Annotated in this window: 13 protein-coding genes; 7 read left to right on the top strand and 6 right to left on the bottom strand. The window is 68.2% G+C overall.

The genetic code is table 11. The features are described 5' to 3' along the window. Positions 1-8: 8 nt before the first annotated feature. From ACJMKX_RS03850 to ACJMKX_RS03830, 5 genes are read right to left on the bottom strand one after another with little or no spacing between them, the layout of a single operon-like run. Positions 9-1,403 carry an MATE family efflux transporter gene (locus ACJMKX_RS03850; RefSeq protein ID WP_405221287.1) on the bottom strand — a complete coding sequence of 465 codons (1,395 nt, stop codon included), beginning with the start codon at positions 1,401-1,403 and terminating at the stop codon, positions 9-11. A 24-nt stretch (positions 1,404-1,427) separates the two neighbouring features. After that, positions 1,428-2,804, bottom strand: a complete 1,377-nt coding sequence (locus ACJMKX_RS03845; protein ID WP_405221284.1) for a glutamine synthetase family protein — start codon at positions 2,802-2,804, stop codon at positions 1,428-1,430. A gap of 41 nt (positions 2,805-2,845) precedes the next feature. Further along, positions 2,846-4,366 (bottom strand): aldehyde dehydrogenase, encoded by a 1,521-nt coding sequence (locus ACJMKX_RS03840; RefSeq protein WP_405221281.1) that lies wholly within the window; start codon positions 4,364-4,366, stop codon positions 2,846-2,848. Beyond that, on the bottom strand, positions 4,363-6,498 hold the full coding sequence (locus tag ACJMKX_RS03835; RefSeq protein WP_405221278.1) for an acetate--CoA ligase family protein: 2,136 nt from the start codon (positions 6,496-6,498) through the stop codon (positions 4,363-4,365). The genes ACJMKX_RS03840 and ACJMKX_RS03835 overlap by 4 nt, the downstream gene beginning before the upstream one ends. Before the next feature lie 18 nt (positions 6,499-6,516). Then, entirely contained in the window at positions 6,517-7,860 is a 1,344-nt protein-coding gene (locus ACJMKX_RS03830) for an aspartate aminotransferase family protein (RefSeq protein WP_405221275.1), read from the bottom strand. A gap of 90 nt (positions 7,861-7,950) precedes the next feature. On the opposite strand from ACJMKX_RS03830, the gene betI reads away from it, so the two are divergent. From betI to ACJMKX_RS03800, 6 genes are all read left to right on the top strand, one after another. Beyond that, complete coding sequence (gene betI / locus ACJMKX_RS03825; RefSeq protein WP_405221272.1) at positions 7,951-8,583, top strand: transcriptional regulator BetI; 633 nt, start codon at positions 7,951-7,953, stop codon at positions 8,581-8,583. 27 nt (positions 8,584-8,610) lie between these two features. Continuing rightward, a complete protein-coding gene (locus tag ACJMKX_RS03820) occupies positions 8,611-9,771 on the top strand; it encodes an acyl-CoA dehydrogenase family protein (protein WP_405221270.1) in 1,161 nt (386 codons plus the stop codon). 70 nt (positions 9,772-9,841) lie between these two features. Beyond that, a complete protein-coding gene (locus tag ACJMKX_RS03815; RefSeq protein ID WP_405221267.1) occupies positions 9,842-10,984 on the top strand; it encodes a polyamine ABC transporter substrate-binding protein in 1,143 nt (380 codons plus the stop codon). Then, the gene (locus tag ACJMKX_RS03810; RefSeq protein WP_405221265.1) at positions 10,984-12,147 is read left to right on the top strand and encodes an ABC transporter ATP-binding protein; all 1,164 of its coding nucleotides are present in this window, start codon (positions 10,984-10,986) and stop codon (positions 12,145-12,147) included. The genes ACJMKX_RS03815 and ACJMKX_RS03810 overlap by 1 nt, the downstream gene beginning before the upstream one ends. Before the next feature lie 5 nt (positions 12,148-12,152). Continuing rightward, positions 12,153-13,049 (top strand): ABC transporter permease subunit, encoded by an 897-nt coding sequence (locus ACJMKX_RS03805; RefSeq protein WP_405221262.1) that lies wholly within the window; start codon positions 12,153-12,155, stop codon positions 13,047-13,049. Beyond that, on the top strand, positions 13,046-13,858 hold the full coding sequence (locus ACJMKX_RS03800) for an ABC transporter permease subunit (protein ID WP_405221261.1): 813 nt from the start codon (positions 13,046-13,048) through the stop codon (positions 13,856-13,858). The genes ACJMKX_RS03805 and ACJMKX_RS03800 overlap by 4 nt, the downstream gene beginning before the upstream one ends. A 5-nt stretch (positions 13,859-13,863) precedes the next feature. Here the strand turns inward: ACJMKX_RS03800 and ACJMKX_RS03795 are convergent, their stop codons facing one another. Further along, on the bottom strand, positions 13,864-14,898 hold the full coding sequence (locus tag ACJMKX_RS03795; protein ID WP_405221258.1) for a sodium:calcium antiporter: 1,035 nt from the start codon (positions 14,896-14,898) through the stop codon (positions 13,864-13,866). Between the two features lie 206 nt (positions 14,899-15,104). Between ACJMKX_RS03795 and ACJMKX_RS03790 the strand changes: the two genes are divergently transcribed. Then, on the top strand, positions 15,105-16,682 hold the full coding sequence (locus tag ACJMKX_RS03790; protein WP_405221256.1) for a long-chain-fatty-acid--CoA ligase: 1,578 nt from the start codon (positions 15,105-15,107) through the stop codon (positions 16,680-16,682). Positions 16,683-16,720: the final 38 nt, after the last annotated feature.

Here is a 16,720-nt window from a genome sequence, read left to right as displayed (position 1 = left end):
CGCCCGGTTCATGAAGTTAGCGCCACGGGCTGCATGCCCGAGGCCTTGCGGAAGAAGGCGAGTGTCATGAGCGTGGAGGAGACGGCGACGCCGCCCGTCATGCCCCACCACAGGCCGACGCCGCCCAGACAGAAGACGAAGCACATCACCGTGCCGCTGCCGAGGCCGAGCAGCCAGTAGCCCAGCACGGCATAGAGCATCGGTGTGCGCGTGTCGCCCAGTCCTCGCATGGCGTTGGCGGCGATGATCTGCAGCCCGATCAGCAGCTGGAACAGGCCGGCCGCGAAGGCGAAGGAGGCCGCCGCCTCGCGTACCGCGCGCGCGTCCGGTTGCGCCGGGTCGAGGAACAGTTCGACGATCGCCGCCGGAAAGAACCAGAGCACTACGGCGGCGATGCCGAGCACCGCCAGCCCCATGCGCAGCGTGATGGCAGCGGCCTGACGCGCCGCCGGCGGACTGCCCTTGCCGGTGCCGAACGCGACGCGCACCCGCACGGCATCGCCGAGGCCGGCCGCGACGCTGAGCGAGACGTAGACCACCGTGTAGACGATCTGCTGCGCCGCCAGCTGTACGGCGCCCAGCAGTCCCACCAGCACGGCCGCCACCGTGAACATGCCCCCGGAGAGCAGCTGCGCCCCCGCCACCGGCAGGCCGAGCGACACGAGCTTCCCGGCCAGTGGCCGATCCGGACGCAGGATCGCGCGCGACCAGCGTACGCGCAGGCCGCCCCGTCCGCCCACATGGATGGCCAGCGCGACAAACATCAGCCAGCTGACGATGGTCGTGCCGAGGCCGGCACCGAGCACGCCCAGCGCCGGGAAGCCGAAATGGCCGAACACCAGCGTGTAGTTCAGCCCGGCGTTCAGTATCAGCGCCGCGACCGACAGAACGAAGATCACCATCGGCTTCTCGACCGCGGTGACGTAATTCCTGAGGACCGTGAACCACAGGATCGGCAGCACCGCGAACGTCAGTGCCTGGGCGTAGGGAGCGACGGCCGCCACCACCCGGGGGTCCTGGGCGGCCAGCCCGAGCAGCGGCGCGAGATACCAGGTGGCGATCATCACCGGCAGCGAGAACACCGTGGCGACGAGCAGGCCCTGCTCGACCACCCGCCCGGCCGCCTGCATGTCCCCGCGGCCCCGGGCCTGGGCCACCAGCACGGCGACCATCGAAACCGTGCCCATACCGATCAGCAGCAACACATAGAACCAGTCGCCGGCCAGGCCCACCGCGGCGAGTTCGATACTGCCGAGGTGGCCGACGATAATCATGTCGATGATCAGCATTGCCATCTCGACCAGGTACGCGGCGATCAGCGGCCCGCTTATCGCCGCCAGGCTGGCCCGCTCGCCCGCGCGGGTCGGCAGCCAGTAGTGTGCTCGGCCGGATTCCGGCTTCATTTTCCGGCTCCCCGGGAGCGTCGTTCAGACGTTCCTCAGATACCATTGGTAATCACGGTCGGTTATCTCGTTGTGGATGCGCTGGTTCTCGACCCGGCGCGCATGCTCGTAGACCCGGCAGTACTCGTCGCCCAGGTACTCATGCAGGAAGCCGCTGGCGCCGAAATGCTCCAGCGCCGCCTCCCAGCGTATCGGCAGGGTCACCTCGGGTTCGATGCTCGCGCCCTCGGCCACCATCGGGCCCGGCTCGATGCCGCGGCTGATGCCATGGTGGATGCCGGCGAGCACGGCGGCCGCCACCAGATAGGGGTTCGCGTCCGCGCCGGCCGTGCGGTGTTCGATGCGCAGGTTGTTCGGTCCCGACAGCGGGATGCGCAGCGACACGCCGCGGTGATTCACACCCCAGTTCGGCGTCACCGGGGCGAAGAAATCAGGCCGCAGCCGGCGGTAGGAATTGGCGTTCGGCGCGAAGATGGCCATGGCGTCCGCCATGGTCTCCTGCAGCCCGCCGATGGCATGGCGCAGCGCGGCGTCGAAGGGCGCTTCGGCGAGAGCCGGATCGCCGCCGGAGAAGAAATTGCTGCCGTCCGCGCGCACCAGGCTCACGTGCAGGTGCAGGCCGTTGCCCGTGTATTCGCCGAACGGCTTCGCCATGAAACAGGCCGCGGTACCGTGGCGGCGTGCGACGGCGCGGATGACCCGTTTCAGCAGCACCGCGTGGTCACAGGCCGCCAGCGGGTCCGCGACGTGATGGAGATTGACCTCGAACTGCCCCGGGGCGAACTCGGAGATGGTGGTGCCGACCGGCAGCGACTGCGCCTGGCACATCGCCATGAGCTCGTCCAGGAACTCCTCGATGTCCCACAGATCCTGCGGGTGATAGACCTGTTCGCCTCGCTGGCCGTGGCCGGTGCCGATGATCGCCGGCATGCGGGGCGCGACGCCGGTGTGCGCCGCATCCAGCAGATAGAACTCGAGCTCGACCGCCATGACGATCGTGAGCCCCATCTCTCTGAGAGGCAGCGCGGCGCGTTCGAGTACGTGGCGGGGGTCGGCGAAGTAGGGGGCGCCGTCGCGTTCGTACAGGGAGAAAAGCACCTGGGCACAGTCCCGCCGCGCCCAGGGGATCGGCGCCAGGGTCTCCGGGATCGGCCGGGCGTAGACATCCGGGTCGCCGTCGTCGGCACCGTAGGGCAGGCCGGCTATCACGGCGCCCATGGAGTCGAGCATGACCACGCTGCCCGGGATGTTGAAGCCCTTCGAGAAGACCTTTGCGAACTCCTCCGGCAGCACGCGCTTGCCGCGCAGTACGCCCACCATGTCGGCGATCAGCAGCTCCATCATGCCGCAGTCGGGGTGCGCGGCGAGGTACTCCTCCAGCCTTCCGTCGGGCGCTGCCATTCTTCTTCCTCCTCCCCTGCCTGCGGGTACCGTCGCCCGCCTCAGGCGAGGCTGATCCAGGCTGATTTGGTCTGGGTGTATTCCAGCAGGCTGTCGAAGCACTTGTCGCGGGCGTTGCCGGACTGCTTGTAGCCACCGAATGGCTGCGTCATGTCGGCTTCGTCGTAGGTGTTGACCCAGATGATGCCGGCCTCGAATTCCCGGATGAAGCGATGGGCGGTGCGTATGTCGCGGGTCCAGATGCTGGCGGCGAGGCCGTAGATGGTGTCGTTGGCGACCCGGATGGCCTCGTCGGCGCCGTCGAAGGGGATGACGCTCGCCACCGGCCCGAAGATCTCCTCGCGGGCGATGGTCATGTCGTTGTTCACGTCGACGAACAGCGTGGGATCCACGTAGGCGCCCTTGGGATACTGCTCGGAGGCGGTGCCGCCGAACATCAGTTTCGCGCCTTCCTTCCTGCCGGTCTCGATCATGCCGAGCACCCGCTTCTGATCCTGATGCGTCACGAGCGGACCGAGGTTCGTCGCGGGGTCGAGCGGATCGCCGGCCTTGTAGGCATTCTTGCCCTCGGCGACGAAACGCTCCACGAACTCGTCGTAGATCTTGCGGTCCACCATGATCCGCGAGCCGGCATTGCACACCTCGCCCATGTTGGCATAGATGGCATGGTAGGCGGTCTCGACCGCCCGTCCGAGGTCGGGCAGGTCGTCCATGAACACCTGCGGTGACTTGCCGCCGCATTCCAGTCCGACTTTCTTCATGTTGGATTGTCCGGCGTACTGCAGGATCAGCTTGCCGACCGCGGTGGAGCCGGTGAAGGAGATCTTGGCGACGTCGTTGTGCAGCGCCAGGGCCTTGCCGGCGGTCTCGCCCATGCCGTTCACCACGTTGAACACGCCCGGCGGACCGCCGGCCTCGACGAAGAGTTCGGCGATGCGCAGATTGGACAGCGGCGACTGTTCGGCGGGCTTCAGGACGACGGTGTTGCCGGCCGCAAGCGCCGGCGCATATTTCCACGCCGCCATCAGCAGCGGATAGTTCCAGGGAGAGATCGCCCCCACCACGCCCAGCGGCTCGCGCAGCACGAGGTTCATCGCGTCGCTGGCGGTATTCGTGATGGCGCCCTCGATCTTGTCGATGCTCTCGCTCATGAAGCGGATGGTGTCCGCCACCAGCGGCACGTCCACGGACAGCATGTCGGCGATGGGCTTGCCCATGTCCAGCGTGTCCATGAGTGACAGTTCCTCGGCGTGCTCCGCCACGAGATCGGCGAAGCGATACAGGATCTCCATGCGCTTGCGCGGCGCCATCTTCGACCACACGCCCGAGCGGAAGGCGGACTTCGCCGCGGCGACGGCGGCATCGATATCCTTCGCCGTGCCCTCGGCCATCTCGGCGAGCACTTCGCCGGTGGCGGGATTCACGGTCTCGAAGCGGCCGCCGTCGATGGCGTCCACGAATTCTCCGTTGATGAACAGCCGGGTCTCCAGCCGCTTCTTCAGTCGGTCCGCGGCCTGATGCCAGCGCGGGGCGTCGTATTCTGCCAGTGCTTCCAGTGTCATGCTGTTTGCCTCTCTGGGGTCTTGTCGTCGTGCATTACCGTGAGCGCGTCGACGGCGACGCAGCCTCCGGCATGGACGAGGAGGGGGTTGACGTCGATCTCCCGGATGACGTCGCCGAGTTCGGCTGCCATAACGGAGAATCTTGCGGCCGCGTCGCACAGGGCGTCAACATCGGCCGGCGGCCGGCCCCGCGCGCCGTCCAGCAGCGGGCGCAGTCGCAGGCGCTCGATCAGCCGCCGCGCCCAGGCCGCGTCGAAGGGCGGCAGGGCGAAGGCGACATCGGCGTGGAGCTCGGTATGGATGCCGCCGGTGCCTATGGCGATCACCGGACCCAGGTCCGGGTCCGTGCTCATGCCGAGCAGCACCTCGATGCCGGCGGGCTGCATGGCGGAGACCTCCACCGCAGGGCCGAAGCGGCCGGCGAGTTCCCGCCAGGTCTGCGCCACCCGGGTGCGTTCGTTCAGCCCCAGCCGCACACCGTCGACCTCGCTGCGATGGGCAATGCCCGGAGCCGAGGTCTTCAGCGCGACCGGGCCGCCGACGCGCCGCCAGGCGGCCACGGCCTCGTCCTCGGAATGCGCGATTTCGCTCGCAGTGACGGGGATGCCGAAATCCCCCAGCATCGCCAGTGCGGTGGCACTGTCCGGTGAGGCGCCGCCCGCCAGTCGTTCGCGCCAGCGCGGGCCGGCGTCGGCCGGGGCAGGAGGTGCCACGGGTTCGGACCGTTCGCGGCTGTCCCGCCAGGCGAGCAGGCAGCGCACTGCCGCCAGGGCGGCCGGGACGCCGTCGAGTACCGGAAAGCCGAGATCCCGGGTGGTGCTGATCACCAGCGGGTCGCTGCCGGTGCCCTGCCGCGAGCCGATCAGCACCACGGGTTTCCCGCTGGCCGCATGCGCGCGGCGCATGTAGTCCACATAGCTCTCGTAGATCCGGCCGTAGGGCGCGCGATCGTGCACCAGCAGGCCGATGGCGGCGCCCGGGTCGCTCATGAGGATACCGAGGGCCTCCGCCATCCGCTCTTCGGCCTCCGCGCCGCCGCGGCTCCAGCCGTCCAGCGGGTTCACGGCGGGCAGCTCCGGATCGAGCACGGCCTCCAGTCTGCGCACCGTGGCAGGGGCGAGGTCGGTCAGTTCGACGCCGGTGTCGGCCGCGAGATCCACCATGAGCTGCCGCTCGCCGCCGGAATCGTGCAGGGAGACGACCGCACCGGCGGCGGGCCGACGGGGCTGTGCGAACAGGATGAGGGCATTGGCGAGTTCGTCGAGGTCGCGCACGCGCTGCACGCCGTAGCGCTCGAACAGGGCGTCGTAGGCCGCGTCGTCGCCGGCCAGCATGCCGCAGTGGGAGACGGCCAGCTCGGCCGACCACGCCGTGCGGCCGGTCTTGACCACGACGATCGGGATGCCGCGCTCTCCGGCCTTGGCGAAGCCGGCGGCGAGGCCCGCCGCATTGCGTGCCCGCTCGAGGAACAGTCCCACCGCCCGCGTCTCGGGCAGCTCCAGGGCGAAATCGAGATATTCGTCGACGCCGGTCGTGAGCTCCTGGCCCGTGGACACGGCGAGGTTGAAGGCGAGGCGCTCGTCGCAGTCGACGATGCCGCACATGCCGGCACCGGATTGCGAGATCAGCGCGACGTTGCCCGGCGGCTCGTGCTGGCGGGCATCGAAGCCGGTGGCCCAGACCCGGTCCCGGACGTTGTAGTAGCCCATGCCGTTACCGCCGCAGCACAGCACGCCGGCTTCCGCCAGCCTTGCGGCGATGCGCTCGCGCAGCACCGGCCGCCCGGCTGCCCGCGCTGCGGCATCGTCAGGGGCGGCGAGTGCGGACATGATCGTGACGGCGGCCGTGCCCGCCTGCAGTGCATCTTCCAGCGCGGCTTCGATACGCTCGTCGGAGACTGCGAAGATCACCATCTCCGGCACCTCGGGCAGCGAGGAGAGGCTCGGCAGGCATTCCAGACCGGCCAGTTCGGTGTAGCGCGGATTGACCGGGTAGACGCGCCCCGCATAGCCGCTGGCGATGAGGTTTGCGAGGGCGAGCTGCCCCATGCTCGACTGGCGTGCGGAGGCGCCGACCAGCGCGATGGAGCGCGGCCGGAGCAGCGGGTCGAGGCGGTGAGCGGGGACGTTCAACCTGCGCCTGGCCTGTCGTCAGGAGGCAGTGCTGCGCCGCGCCGCGGCCCGCCCGGCGTCATGGGCCAGCTTGCGTTCCAGGGCCGCCTCGAAGCGTTCGAGGGTCTCGCCGAGGCAGTCGCCGGTCTCGTGCGCCTCGCAGATGAACCAGGGCTCCCGGGAGTCCGGCTCGACCAGTACGCCGAGGTCGTGCAGGTGAGGCGCCAGGCTGTCGTAGAACCCGTAGTCGGTGTTGACCCAGTCGCGGTAATCTCGCGGCGGCTCCTCGCGGAAGAACAACCCGCCCATCGAGGGATGGCCGACGAAGCAATGGGGTATCGACCGGCCGTCCAGTATCTCGCCGATGCCGGCCTGCAGGCGCCGGCCGTAGTCCTCGATGGTGGCGAGCGCGTCGGTCTCCTCGAGAATCTCGAGCGTCTTCTCGGCCGCCGCTAGCGCCACCGAATGGGCGGTGAACGTGCCGCCGTGGACGACGCCGTCCTCGATCTTTCGCATGAACTCCTCACGGCCTGCCAGCACCGCCAGCGGGTAGCCGTTGGCAACGGCCTTGGCGAAGGTGCAGAGATCCGCCTCGATACCGAACAACTCCTGCACGCCGCCCTTCGCCACCCGGAAGCCGGTCTTCACCTCGTCCACGATCATCAGCACGCCGTACCGGCTGCAGAGCTCCCGCACGTCCGCGAGATACTGCGCTTCCGCGGTGATCGAACAGCAGTTGCCCATGATCGGTTCGATCAGGAATGCGGCGATGTCGTCGCCGTGGCGGCGCAGCACGTCCTCCAGTGCCTGGGCGTCGTTCAGCGGCACCGTGTGATAGAGCTTTTTCATCAGGTTCGGCACGCCCTCGCTGTAGGGCATGACCTCGGGCTTGCCGTCCCCCGGCTCCCACTCCTCCACGTCGGAGTACCACAGCACGGAGTCGAACACGCCGTGGTAGCCTCCCTCCACAACCACGTAGGAGTCCTTGCCGGTATAGCCACGAGCCAGGCGCAACGCGGCCATGACCGCTTCCGTGCCGGAGTTGGAGTAGCGCACCAGCTCTGCCGAGGGAACCATGCGGGCGATCTTCTCGGCCACCTCGTACTCGCGCTCGGTCGCGAGCGCGAAGACGCCGCCGACGTCCATCCCGTCCCGTGCCGCGGCATCGACGCGGGGGTCGGCGTAGCCGAGGATGCAGGGCCCGTATCCGAGCCGGTAATCCACGTAGACGTTGCCGTCGATGTCGGTCAGGCGTCCGCCCCGGCCCTCGCGGATGTAGATGGTGCGGTCCTCTCCCCAGTAACGGAAGTTCGACGCCACGCCGAGAGGCAGTCGGGTGGATGCCTTGCGAAAGTGTTCATTGGATTTCGTCAGGTCACGCATGGTCCGTTCCTCGGCCGCGGCTGTCGGCGGCACACGCATCGTGTCAATAAAGTGAATGAACAATCATTCATTAAGCGCTATCATAGACCAATGACGAGACAGCGCGCCAGCCGCGCCGCACCGGAGGTCCGACGGCGCCAGCTCATCGATGCCACGCTCGTATGCATCGAGCGCTCGGGCATCAGCGGGCTCACGCTCGGCGAAGTGGCGGCGGAGGCCGGGCTGGCGCAGGGTATCGTAAATCTGCATTTCCAGAGCAAGGACAATCTGCTGAACGAGACGCTGCGCAGCCTTGCGGACCAGTACGAGTCCACCGTGGCGGAGGCCCTGGCGGGCGCCGGGCCGGAGCCCGGCGACAGGCTGGCAGCCGTGGTGGCGGCCGATTTCAGCCCGGCGGTCTGCAACCGGCGCAGCCTGGCCGTGTGGTTTGCTTTCTATGGCGAGGCGAAGTCCCGGCCCACCTACCGACGCATCTGCCGCGCGCGTGATTCCGCCAATGCGCGGCGGTTGACCGCCGTGGTGGAAGAGTTGCTGGCGCAGGGCGGTGGCGGGGGCATGGACGCGCGCACCATCGCCGATTCCCTGGCCGCGCTGACCGACGGGCTGTGGCTGAACTGCCTCATGAGTCCCAACGAATGGAGTCGGCGGCGGGCTCGGGACACCACCTTCGCCATGCTGGAGAGCCTGTTCCCGCGGCATCTGGCGGGACTGATGCAGGGCTGAACACAAGCGGCCGGGAGAAAGGCAAGAATGGACCTAGAGCTGGACGAAACGAGCCGGGAATGGCAGGAGAGGGCGCGGCGCTTCGCCGAGGATTATCTGCAGCCCCACGAGATCGAGGCGGAGCTCGACGAGGGCCGCCTCCCGCCCGACACCGGGGCTCGCAACAAGGCACGAGCGCTGGAACTGGGTTTCAGTGCCATGGACGTGCCGCAGGAGTATGGCGGCCTCGGACTGCCGATCGTGACCCAGGCCGCCGTCTGGGAGCAGCTCGGGCGCACCACCAATGCGCTGTCCTGGTGCTTCGCCGAGCCGCAGAGCTGGATGTTCGCGGCCTGCAGCGAGGAGCAGATCGAGCGCTACATCCTGCCGCTGATGCGTGGCGAGCGGCACGACTGCTATGCCATCACCGAGGCCGGCCCCGGTTCGGACGTGGCCGCCCTGACTGCGACCGCCGCCCGCGACGGCGACGACTATCTGTTGAACGGCGAGAAGTGGTACGTCACGAGCGCGAACCTCGCGGATTTTTTCTGGTTCCAGGGCCGTGTCGACGGGGGGGAGGAGCAGGCGCTGTTCTTCGTCGACAAGGACACGCCCGGCATCGAGATGATCGCCTGCCCCCACTTCAGCCATACCTTCGCCGCGCATCATCCCACCTATCGGTTCGCCGACGTCCGGGTGCCGGCCGCGGCACGGGTCGGGCGGGCCGGGGACGGCATGACCTACACACGGGCCTGGTTCCGGCGCGAGCGGCTGATGATCGGAGCGCGCTGCTGCGGTGCGGCGGCGCGGCTGATCGAGGAGGCCACGGTGTTCGCGGCGGGCCGTGAGGTCGGCGGCGAACCGCTGGCAAAGAAACAGGCCATCCAGGCACTGCTGGCCGACAGCGTCACCGAGCTGTGGGCGGCGCGGCTCATGACCTACGAGGCAGCCGCGGCCCAGGATCGGGGCGAGGACGTGAAGACATTGCACGCCCGTTGCTCGCTGGTGAAGCTGTACGCCTCGGAGATGGCCAACCGTGTGGCCGACCGGGCCGTGCAGATCTTCGGCGGCCGTGGCTACATGCGCGAGAACGTGGCCGAGCGGTTCTTCCGCGAACTGCGCGTCGACCGCATCTGGGAGGGCACCAGCGAGATCCAGCGCCAGATCATCGCCGGCTGCCTGCTGAAACGCGGACTCGATGGCATGTGAGGCCCGCCTGCGGCGGAATCGGCCGCCGCCGCCGCTTTACAACCCGCCGTATTTTGCGCATAAGGGGGCGATGCGATTCGTACCGGCCGTGTCGGCTCCATCGTCTGTCTGGGCGTTCATCCTCGTCGCCGGCCTCGTCCTCCTGGGCGCAGGCTGCGGCGATCGCGGCGATTCGGGTGGCGACGGCGGCGCGAAGGTGGTGAACGTCTTCAACTGGTCAGACTACATCGGCCCGGACACCATCGAGCGCTTCGAGCGCGAGACCGGCATCGAGGTGAACTACGACACCTACGATTCCTCCGAGATCGTCGATGCGAAACTGCTCGCCGGCAACACCGGCTACGACGTCGTCGTGCACTCGGGGCAGTTCTCGGCCCGACTGATCCCCATCGGCATCTACCAGCCGCTGGACCGCTCCAGGCTGCCGAACTGGAAGCACATGGATCCGAAGATCATCGAACAGGTGGAGGGCTACCCCGGTGCCAACGAACACTCCGCCGTGTACATGTGGGGCACGACCGGTTTCGCCTATAACGTGGACCTGGTGCGCGAGCGCATGCCCGATGCGCCCGTGCACAGCGCGAGGATGCTCTTCGACCCGGAGATCGTTAAGCGCTTCGCCGGTTGCGGCGTCACGCTGCTGGACTCGCCCACCGACGTCTTTCCGATGGTGCAGGCTTATCTGGGTCTGCCGCCCGGCAGCCTCGAGCCGGCGCATCTGCAGGCGGCGGAGGAGCAGCTGATGCGCGTCCGGCCCTATATCCGCTACTTCAGCTCCACGAAGATGATCAGCGATCTGCCGAATCGCGAGGTCTGCATCGCGATGAGCTGGTCCGGCGACTATGCGCAGGCGGCGGCGCGCGCGGCCGAGACGGCGGCGCCGGTGCACCTCGAGTACACGGTGCCGGCCGAGGGCACGATGCTGTGGTACGACGGGCTGTATATCCCGGCGGACGCGCCGCACCCGGACAATGCGTATCGCTTCATCAACTTCCTGCTGCGCCCCGAGGTGATCGCCGACATCTCCAACTACGTCTACTACGCGAACGGCAACCGCTCCTCGCTGCCGCTGCTCGACCCGGCGGTCGTGAACGACCCCGGCATCTATCCCGACGACGCCGTCTGGGAGCGTGCCCATCTCGCGCCGGTGGCTCCGCCGAAGATGGAGCGCCCGCGCACGCGGGCCTGGGCGCGGGTGAAGAGCGGCATCTGATGCAGGGGGCGGTGCCGGGCGCGCGGACGCCGGAGCAGAAGGCGGCGGAACGCCCCTGGGAGGAGCCCGGCGCGCGCCCGTTCATCGAGCTGCAGGGCATCGGCAAGCGCTTCGGCGATTTCGTGGCGGTGGACGGCGTGGATCTCGCCATCTACCGCGGTGAACTCTTCTCGATTCTCGGCGCCTCCGGCTGCGGCAAGACGACGCTGCTCAGAATCATGGCGGGCTTCGAGACGCCCAGCGCCGGCCGCGTGATCATCGACGGCGCCGACGTGACCGACCAGCCGCCCTACCGGCGTCCGGTCAACATGATGTTCCAGTCCTACGCGCTCTTCCCGCACATGAGCGTGCGGGACAACATCGCGTACGGCCTGAAGAAGGAGCGCCGGCCCCGCGGCGAGATCGACGACCGGGTGGCCGCCATACTGGAACTCGTGAAACTCACGGAGTTCGCCGGGCGCCGGCCCGGGCAGCTCTCCGGCGGGCAGTGCCAGCGGGTGGCGCTGGCACGCTCACTCGTGAAACAGCCGAAGGTGTTGCTGCTGGACGAGCCGCTGGCCGCCCTCGACCGCAAGCTGCGGGAGCACACCCAGTTCGAGCTCGCCAATCTCCAGGACGAGCTCGGCATCACCTTCGTCGTGGTCACCCACGACCAGGAGGAGGCGATGATGCTCTCCACCCGCATCGCGGTGATGGAGGCGGGGCGGCTGCGCCAGGTGGATACGCCGAAGCGCATCTACGAGTATCCCGCCTCCCGTTTCGTCGCGGAGTTCATCGGCAATATCAATATCTTCGAGGGCCGCGTGACGGAGGCGGGGCGGGGCCGCGTGGCCGTCGAATGCGCCGACGCCGGCACCGTCCTGCAGGCGGAGACGTCGCAGGACCTCGCCCCCGGCCGGCAGGCGAGTATCGCGATTCGCCCGGAGAAGATCTACATCGACAAGGAGCCGCCGGCCGGAGACGGTCAGACGACGCTGCGCGGCGTCGTCTGGGACTTCGGCTATTTCGGCAATCTGTCCCTCTATCAGGTGCGGCTCGCCAGCGGCAAGGTGGTGCTGGTGAGCGCGCAGAACCGGCGCCGCTCGGCCGATCGCCCGATCGACTGGGAAGACGAGGTCTACCTGTCCTGGGACGCGGCGAGCACGATACTGCTCGAGGACTGAACGGCGTGCATCATCCGGTCGGACAACGCCACCGCGACGCGCTCTGGGAGCGCATCGTGGTGGCGGCGCCCTACCTCTGGCTGCTCGCGTTCTTCCTCGCCCCGTTCGCGATCGTCCTGAAGATCAGCCTGTCCGATCCGGTGATCGCGCAGCCGCCGTTCACGCCGCTGCTGGACCCGGCGACCGGCGGGCTGCAGGCGAGCGCGGACAATTATCTGTTTCTGCTGCAGGACAAACTCTATCTCTACACCTATCTCCGCTCGGTGCTGCTGGCCGCGAGCGCGACGGTGCTCTGTCTCCTGCTCGGCTATCCGATGGCGCTCGCGATCGCGCGGGCGGGTGAGCGGATCCGCGGCTATCTGCTCCTCGCCATCATCCTGCCTTTCTGGATCTCGTTCCTGCTGCGCGTGTATGCCTGGATCGGGCTGCTGAACAACCACGGCTTCATCAACCAGCTGCTGCTCTGGCTGGGCGTCATCGATCAGCCGCTCGCGCTCCTCTACACGGATCTGGCGATCTACATCGGCATCGTCTACTCCTATCTGCCGTTCATGGTCCTGCCCCTGTACGCGACTCTGGAACGGCTGGACCAGGATGCCGTGGAGGCCGCTGCGGATCTGGGCGCACGGCCCTGGGAGGCGTTCCGCGACGTCACCTGGCCCATGTCGCGGCCGGGTGTCATAGCCGGTTGCCTGCTGGTCTTCATCCCGGCCATGGGCGAATACGTCATCCCCTATCTCCTGGGCGGGCCGGAGAGCCTGATGATCGGCCGCGTGCTGTTCGACGAGTTCTTCGTCAATCGGGACTGGCCGCTCGCGTCCAGTGTCGCGGTGGTGCTGTTGCTGCTGCTGGTCGCGCCGATCATGCTGCTGCAGCGCTACCAGGCGGGGACGGAGCGATGAGGCGCCGGTCCCGATTCCTGCTGAGCGTGCTCGCCTTCGGCTATGCGTTCCTCTACCTGCCTATCGTGCTGGTCGTGATCTACTCGTTCAACGACTCGAGGCTGGTCACCGTGTGGGGCGGCTTCTCAACGCGCTGGTACGGGGAACTCCTGCGCAACGAGCAGGTGCTCGATGCGGCGTTGCTCAGTCTGCGCGTCGCGCTGGTCACCGCGACCGTCGCGACCGTGCTCGGAACCATGGCCGGGCTCGCCCTGGCGCGCTTCCACCGCTTCCGCGGCAGGACGCTGTTCACCGGCATGATCACCGCGCCGCTGGTGATGCCGGAGGTGATCACCGGTCTCTCGCTGCTGCTCCTGTTCGTGACGCTGCAGGGGCTCATCGGCTGGCCGGGAGGGCGGGGCGCGACGACCATCACCATCGCCCACATCACCTTCGCCATGGCTTATGTGGCGGTGGTGGTGCGGTCCCGGGTCGTCGCGCTGGATACCTCGCTGGAGGAGGCGGCCATGGACCTCGGCGGGCGGCCGCATCGGGTGCTCTTCGACATCACGCTGCCCCTGATCGCCCCTTCCATGGCGGCCGGCTGGCTGCTCGCGTTCACGCTCTCGCTGGACGATCTCGTCATCGCGAGTTTCGTGTCCGGCCCGGGGGCGAGCACCCTGCCGATGCTGATCTTCTCGAAGGTGAAGCTCGGCGTGACCCCGGACATCAATGCGCTCGCCACCCTGATCATCGCCGTGGTCTCCGTGGGCGTCCTGATCGCGTTCGCCGTCACCCGTCGCTGCTCCACCGAGCCGCCGCCGGGATGACGGCCTCAGGTGACGAGCCCGACGAGGCCGGCACCCCCCAGATAGACGAGCAGCAGCAGGACGCTCTCGAAACCGATGTTGCCCACCCCGTGGCGTTCGCGGAACAGCAGCCCGGCCATCAGGACGGCGGTCATCAGCAGGGTGAGGGCCAGCCACAGCAGCTCGGCGCCGGCGAGTGCCGCATAGATCGAACCCTCGCGGTAGGCGAAGTCGGAGATGGCCACGAACAGCGTATCGAAGGCGTTGCCGCCGATGATGTCACCGACCGCCAGCGTGAGGGCGCCCATGCGCACGGCCGAGACGGCGATGACCAGTTCCGGCAGCGAGGTGGCGACCGCGGTGAGGGTACCGCCGACGAAACTCTCCGACAGTCCCGTGCGGGCGGCCAGCGGCACGGCGACCCGGGCCAGAACCCAGCCCGAGGAGCCCACCACCGCGGCACAGCCGGCGAAAGTCAGCCACAGCGAGGGAAGCCCCAGCCGGGTGCGCAGGGGGCGGTCGCTACCGTCCGGCCGCGTGTCCGCCGTGCGCTTCGGCAGCCACATGGGGCTCTTGTGGGTGCGCACCAGCAGCGACAGTCCCAGAAGATAGGCGCCGATCAGCACTGCGCTGCCGGGGTGTACGCCGAGCACGGCGAGTCCGGGCACGGCGAAGGCGATCATCTGCAGGGCGAGCAGGATCATCAGGAAAGCGCACATCATCAGGTTCTCGACCGACGCTGCCGCATGCTCCAGGTTGGCCCGGCGGTAGAAGATGTCCGCAATGGCGAGAAAAGCCGTCTGGGCCGCGATGCCGCCGAGCGCATTGCTGACGGCGAGTTCCGCATGCCCGTTCCAGGCGGCGGTCACCGAGGTGGTGATACCGGACAGCGACGTGGCACCACCGATCAGTACGGCGCCCGTGAGCGCTTCGCCGAGACCGGTGCGGTGGGCGAGGTCGCGCGCCGCCCGGGTCATGATCACTCCGAACACGCCGATCAGCGCCGCTGCCGCGCCGAACGCGGCCACCAGTGCCGTCAGCGGCCAGCCCGTCGGGTCCATGCCGATGCCCCGGTGTCCTGCTCGCAGCCCTTGACCATGTAGCCAGCCTACGCGAGAGCGCCGGCCCCTGTCTGCCGTGGCCGACCGCAGCGTGGCCGGAACAGGTGAAACCCGCGGCGGGAGCACGCATAATCGATGACTCGCGACACGGCTCGCCACGCCTTGCGCGGCGACGCAGACAACGATAACCGGAAGGGGGATGCCGGATGCAGGTACCGCTGCTCGTCGACGATTTCCTGGAGCGCCCCGTGCGCCTGTACCCGGACAAGACCGCGGTCGTGGACGGCGACCGCCGCTACACTTACGCGGAGTACGCCGAAAGGGTGTACCGCCTCGCCAACGCGCTGGCGGGGCTCGGCATCGGCCAGGGCGACCGGGTCTGCATCCTGAGTCCGAACTCCCACTTCTTCCTGGAGAGCTTCTTCGCCACCGCCCGCATCGGCGCGATCCTGGTGCCCCTGAACTACCGGCTGACGCCGGAGGACCACGCCTACATCATCGACCATGCCGGCGTGAAGGCGGTGCTGGTGGACTACGAGTACACCGACATGGTGGACGCCATCCGCGACCGGCTGCCTGCGGTGGAGCACTGGGTGGTGGCGGCCCACGACGGCGCCGAACGGGACGGCTGGACGGACTGGGAGACGCTCATCGCGGCGGCGTCGCCGGACGCTCCGGCGCCTCCGGCGCGGAACGAGAACGACGTGGTCTCCATCAACTACACGTCCGGCACCACCGCGCGGCCAAAGGGCGTCATGCTCACGCACCGCAACTGCTACCTCAACGCCTACAGCCTGATCGCCCATCTGCGCGTCGCCCATGACGACGTGGAGCTGTGGACGCTGCCGCTGTTCCACGTCAACGGCTGGGGCGGCGTCTACGCGCTGACCGGGATGGGCGGCACGCACGTCGTCCTGCGTGCGGTGGAGGGTCGGCGCATCTATGAGCTGATGGAGCAGGAGGGGGTGACCTTCGCCTGCATGGCGCCCGCGGTGTTGCGCACGATCCTCGACTACCCCGACAAGGACGCCCACGATATCGTCGTGAAGCCGCGGTTCACGGTGGCCGGTGCGCCGCCGCCCGCCGCCTTCATCGAGCGGTTGGAGCGCGAGCTCGGCTGGGAGTTCATCCAGCTCTACGGCCTCACCGAGACGTCACCGTTCCTGACTTACTCCAGCCCGGATTTCGCGACGGCGGAGGACGACTGGCAGCGCCGGGCGCGTGCCGGCGTGCCGGCCATCGGCGTCGATATCCGGTTGCTGGACGGCGACGACAACGAGGTGCCGAAGGACGGTGAGTCGGTGGGCGAGGTCTGCGCCCGCTCCAACGTCGTGTTCGAGGGTTACTGGGAGCAGCCCGAGGAGACGGACAGAGCCATCCGCGACGGCTACTTCCACACCGGCGATCTCGCTGTGTGGGACGCCGTCGGCAACATCCATATCGTAGACCGCAAGAAGGACGTGATCATCTCCGGCGGCGAGAACATCAGCTCGCCGGACATCGAGGACACGCTGTACCGGCATCCGGCCGTGCTGGAGTGTGCCGTCATCGGCGTGCCCCACGAGAAGTGGGGCGAGACGCCGAAGGCCCTGGTGGTACTGCGTGACGGTCACGAGCTCGGCGAGGAGGAGCTGATCGCCTTCTGCCGGGAAAACATGGCGCACTTCAAGTGCCCCACGTCGGTGGAGTTCATCGATGAACTGCCCCGTACCGCCACGGGCAAGCTGCAGAAGTTCAAGCTCCGCGACCGCTACTGGCAGGGCGGGCGCCGGGTGTCCGGCTAGTGCAGCCAGCCCGCGGGAGGGCGGACCGGTCGGGTCCG

It is taken from the genome of Lentisalinibacter sediminis, from assembly GCF_040706615.1.
GTDB classification, from domain to species: Bacteria; Pseudomonadota; Gammaproteobacteria; order Steroidobacterales; family Woeseiaceae; genus Lentisalinibacter; species Lentisalinibacter sediminis.
Note: the sequence above shows the minus strand (reverse complement) of the source record. Positions and strands in the feature narration are given on the sequence as shown.

Coding starts and splice junctions, on each gene's coding strand:
- ACJMKX_RS03850 (WP_405221287.1), bottom strand. CDS start 1,403: ATGAAGCCGGAATCCGGCCGAGCACACTACTGGCTGCCGACCCGCGCG.
- ACJMKX_RS03845 (WP_405221284.1), bottom strand. CDS start 2,804: ATGGCAGCGCCCGACGGAAGGCTGGAGGAGTACCTCGCCGCGCACCCC.
- ACJMKX_RS03840 (WP_405221281.1), bottom strand. CDS start 4,366: ATGACACTGGAAGCACTGGCAGAATACGACGCCCCGCGCTGGCATCAG.
- ACJMKX_RS03830 (WP_405221275.1), bottom strand. CDS start 7,860: ATGCGTGACCTGACGAAATCCAATGAACACTTTCGCAAGGCATCCACC.
- betI (WP_405221272.1), top strand. CDS start 7,951: ATGACGAGACAGCGCGCCAGCCGCGCCGCACCGGAGGTCCGACGGCGC.
- ACJMKX_RS03820 (WP_405221270.1), top strand. CDS start 8,611: ATGGACCTAGAGCTGGACGAAACGAGCCGGGAATGGCAGGAGAGGGCG.
- ACJMKX_RS03815 (WP_405221267.1), top strand. CDS start 9,842: ATGCGATTCGTACCGGCCGTGTCGGCTCCATCGTCTGTCTGGGCGTTC.
- ACJMKX_RS03810 (WP_405221265.1), top strand. CDS start 10,984: ATGCAGGGGGCGGTGCCGGGCGCGCGGACGCCGGAGCAGAAGGCGGCG.
- ACJMKX_RS03800 (WP_405221261.1), top strand. CDS start 13,046: ATGAGGCGCCGGTCCCGATTCCTGCTGAGCGTGCTCGCCTTCGGCTAT.
- ACJMKX_RS03795 (WP_405221258.1), bottom strand. CDS start 14,898: ATGGACCCGACGGGCTGGCCGCTGACGGCACTGGTGGCCGCGTTCGGC.
- ACJMKX_RS03790 (WP_405221256.1), top strand. CDS start 15,105: ATGCAGGTACCGCTGCTCGTCGACGATTTCCTGGAGCGCCCCGTGCGC.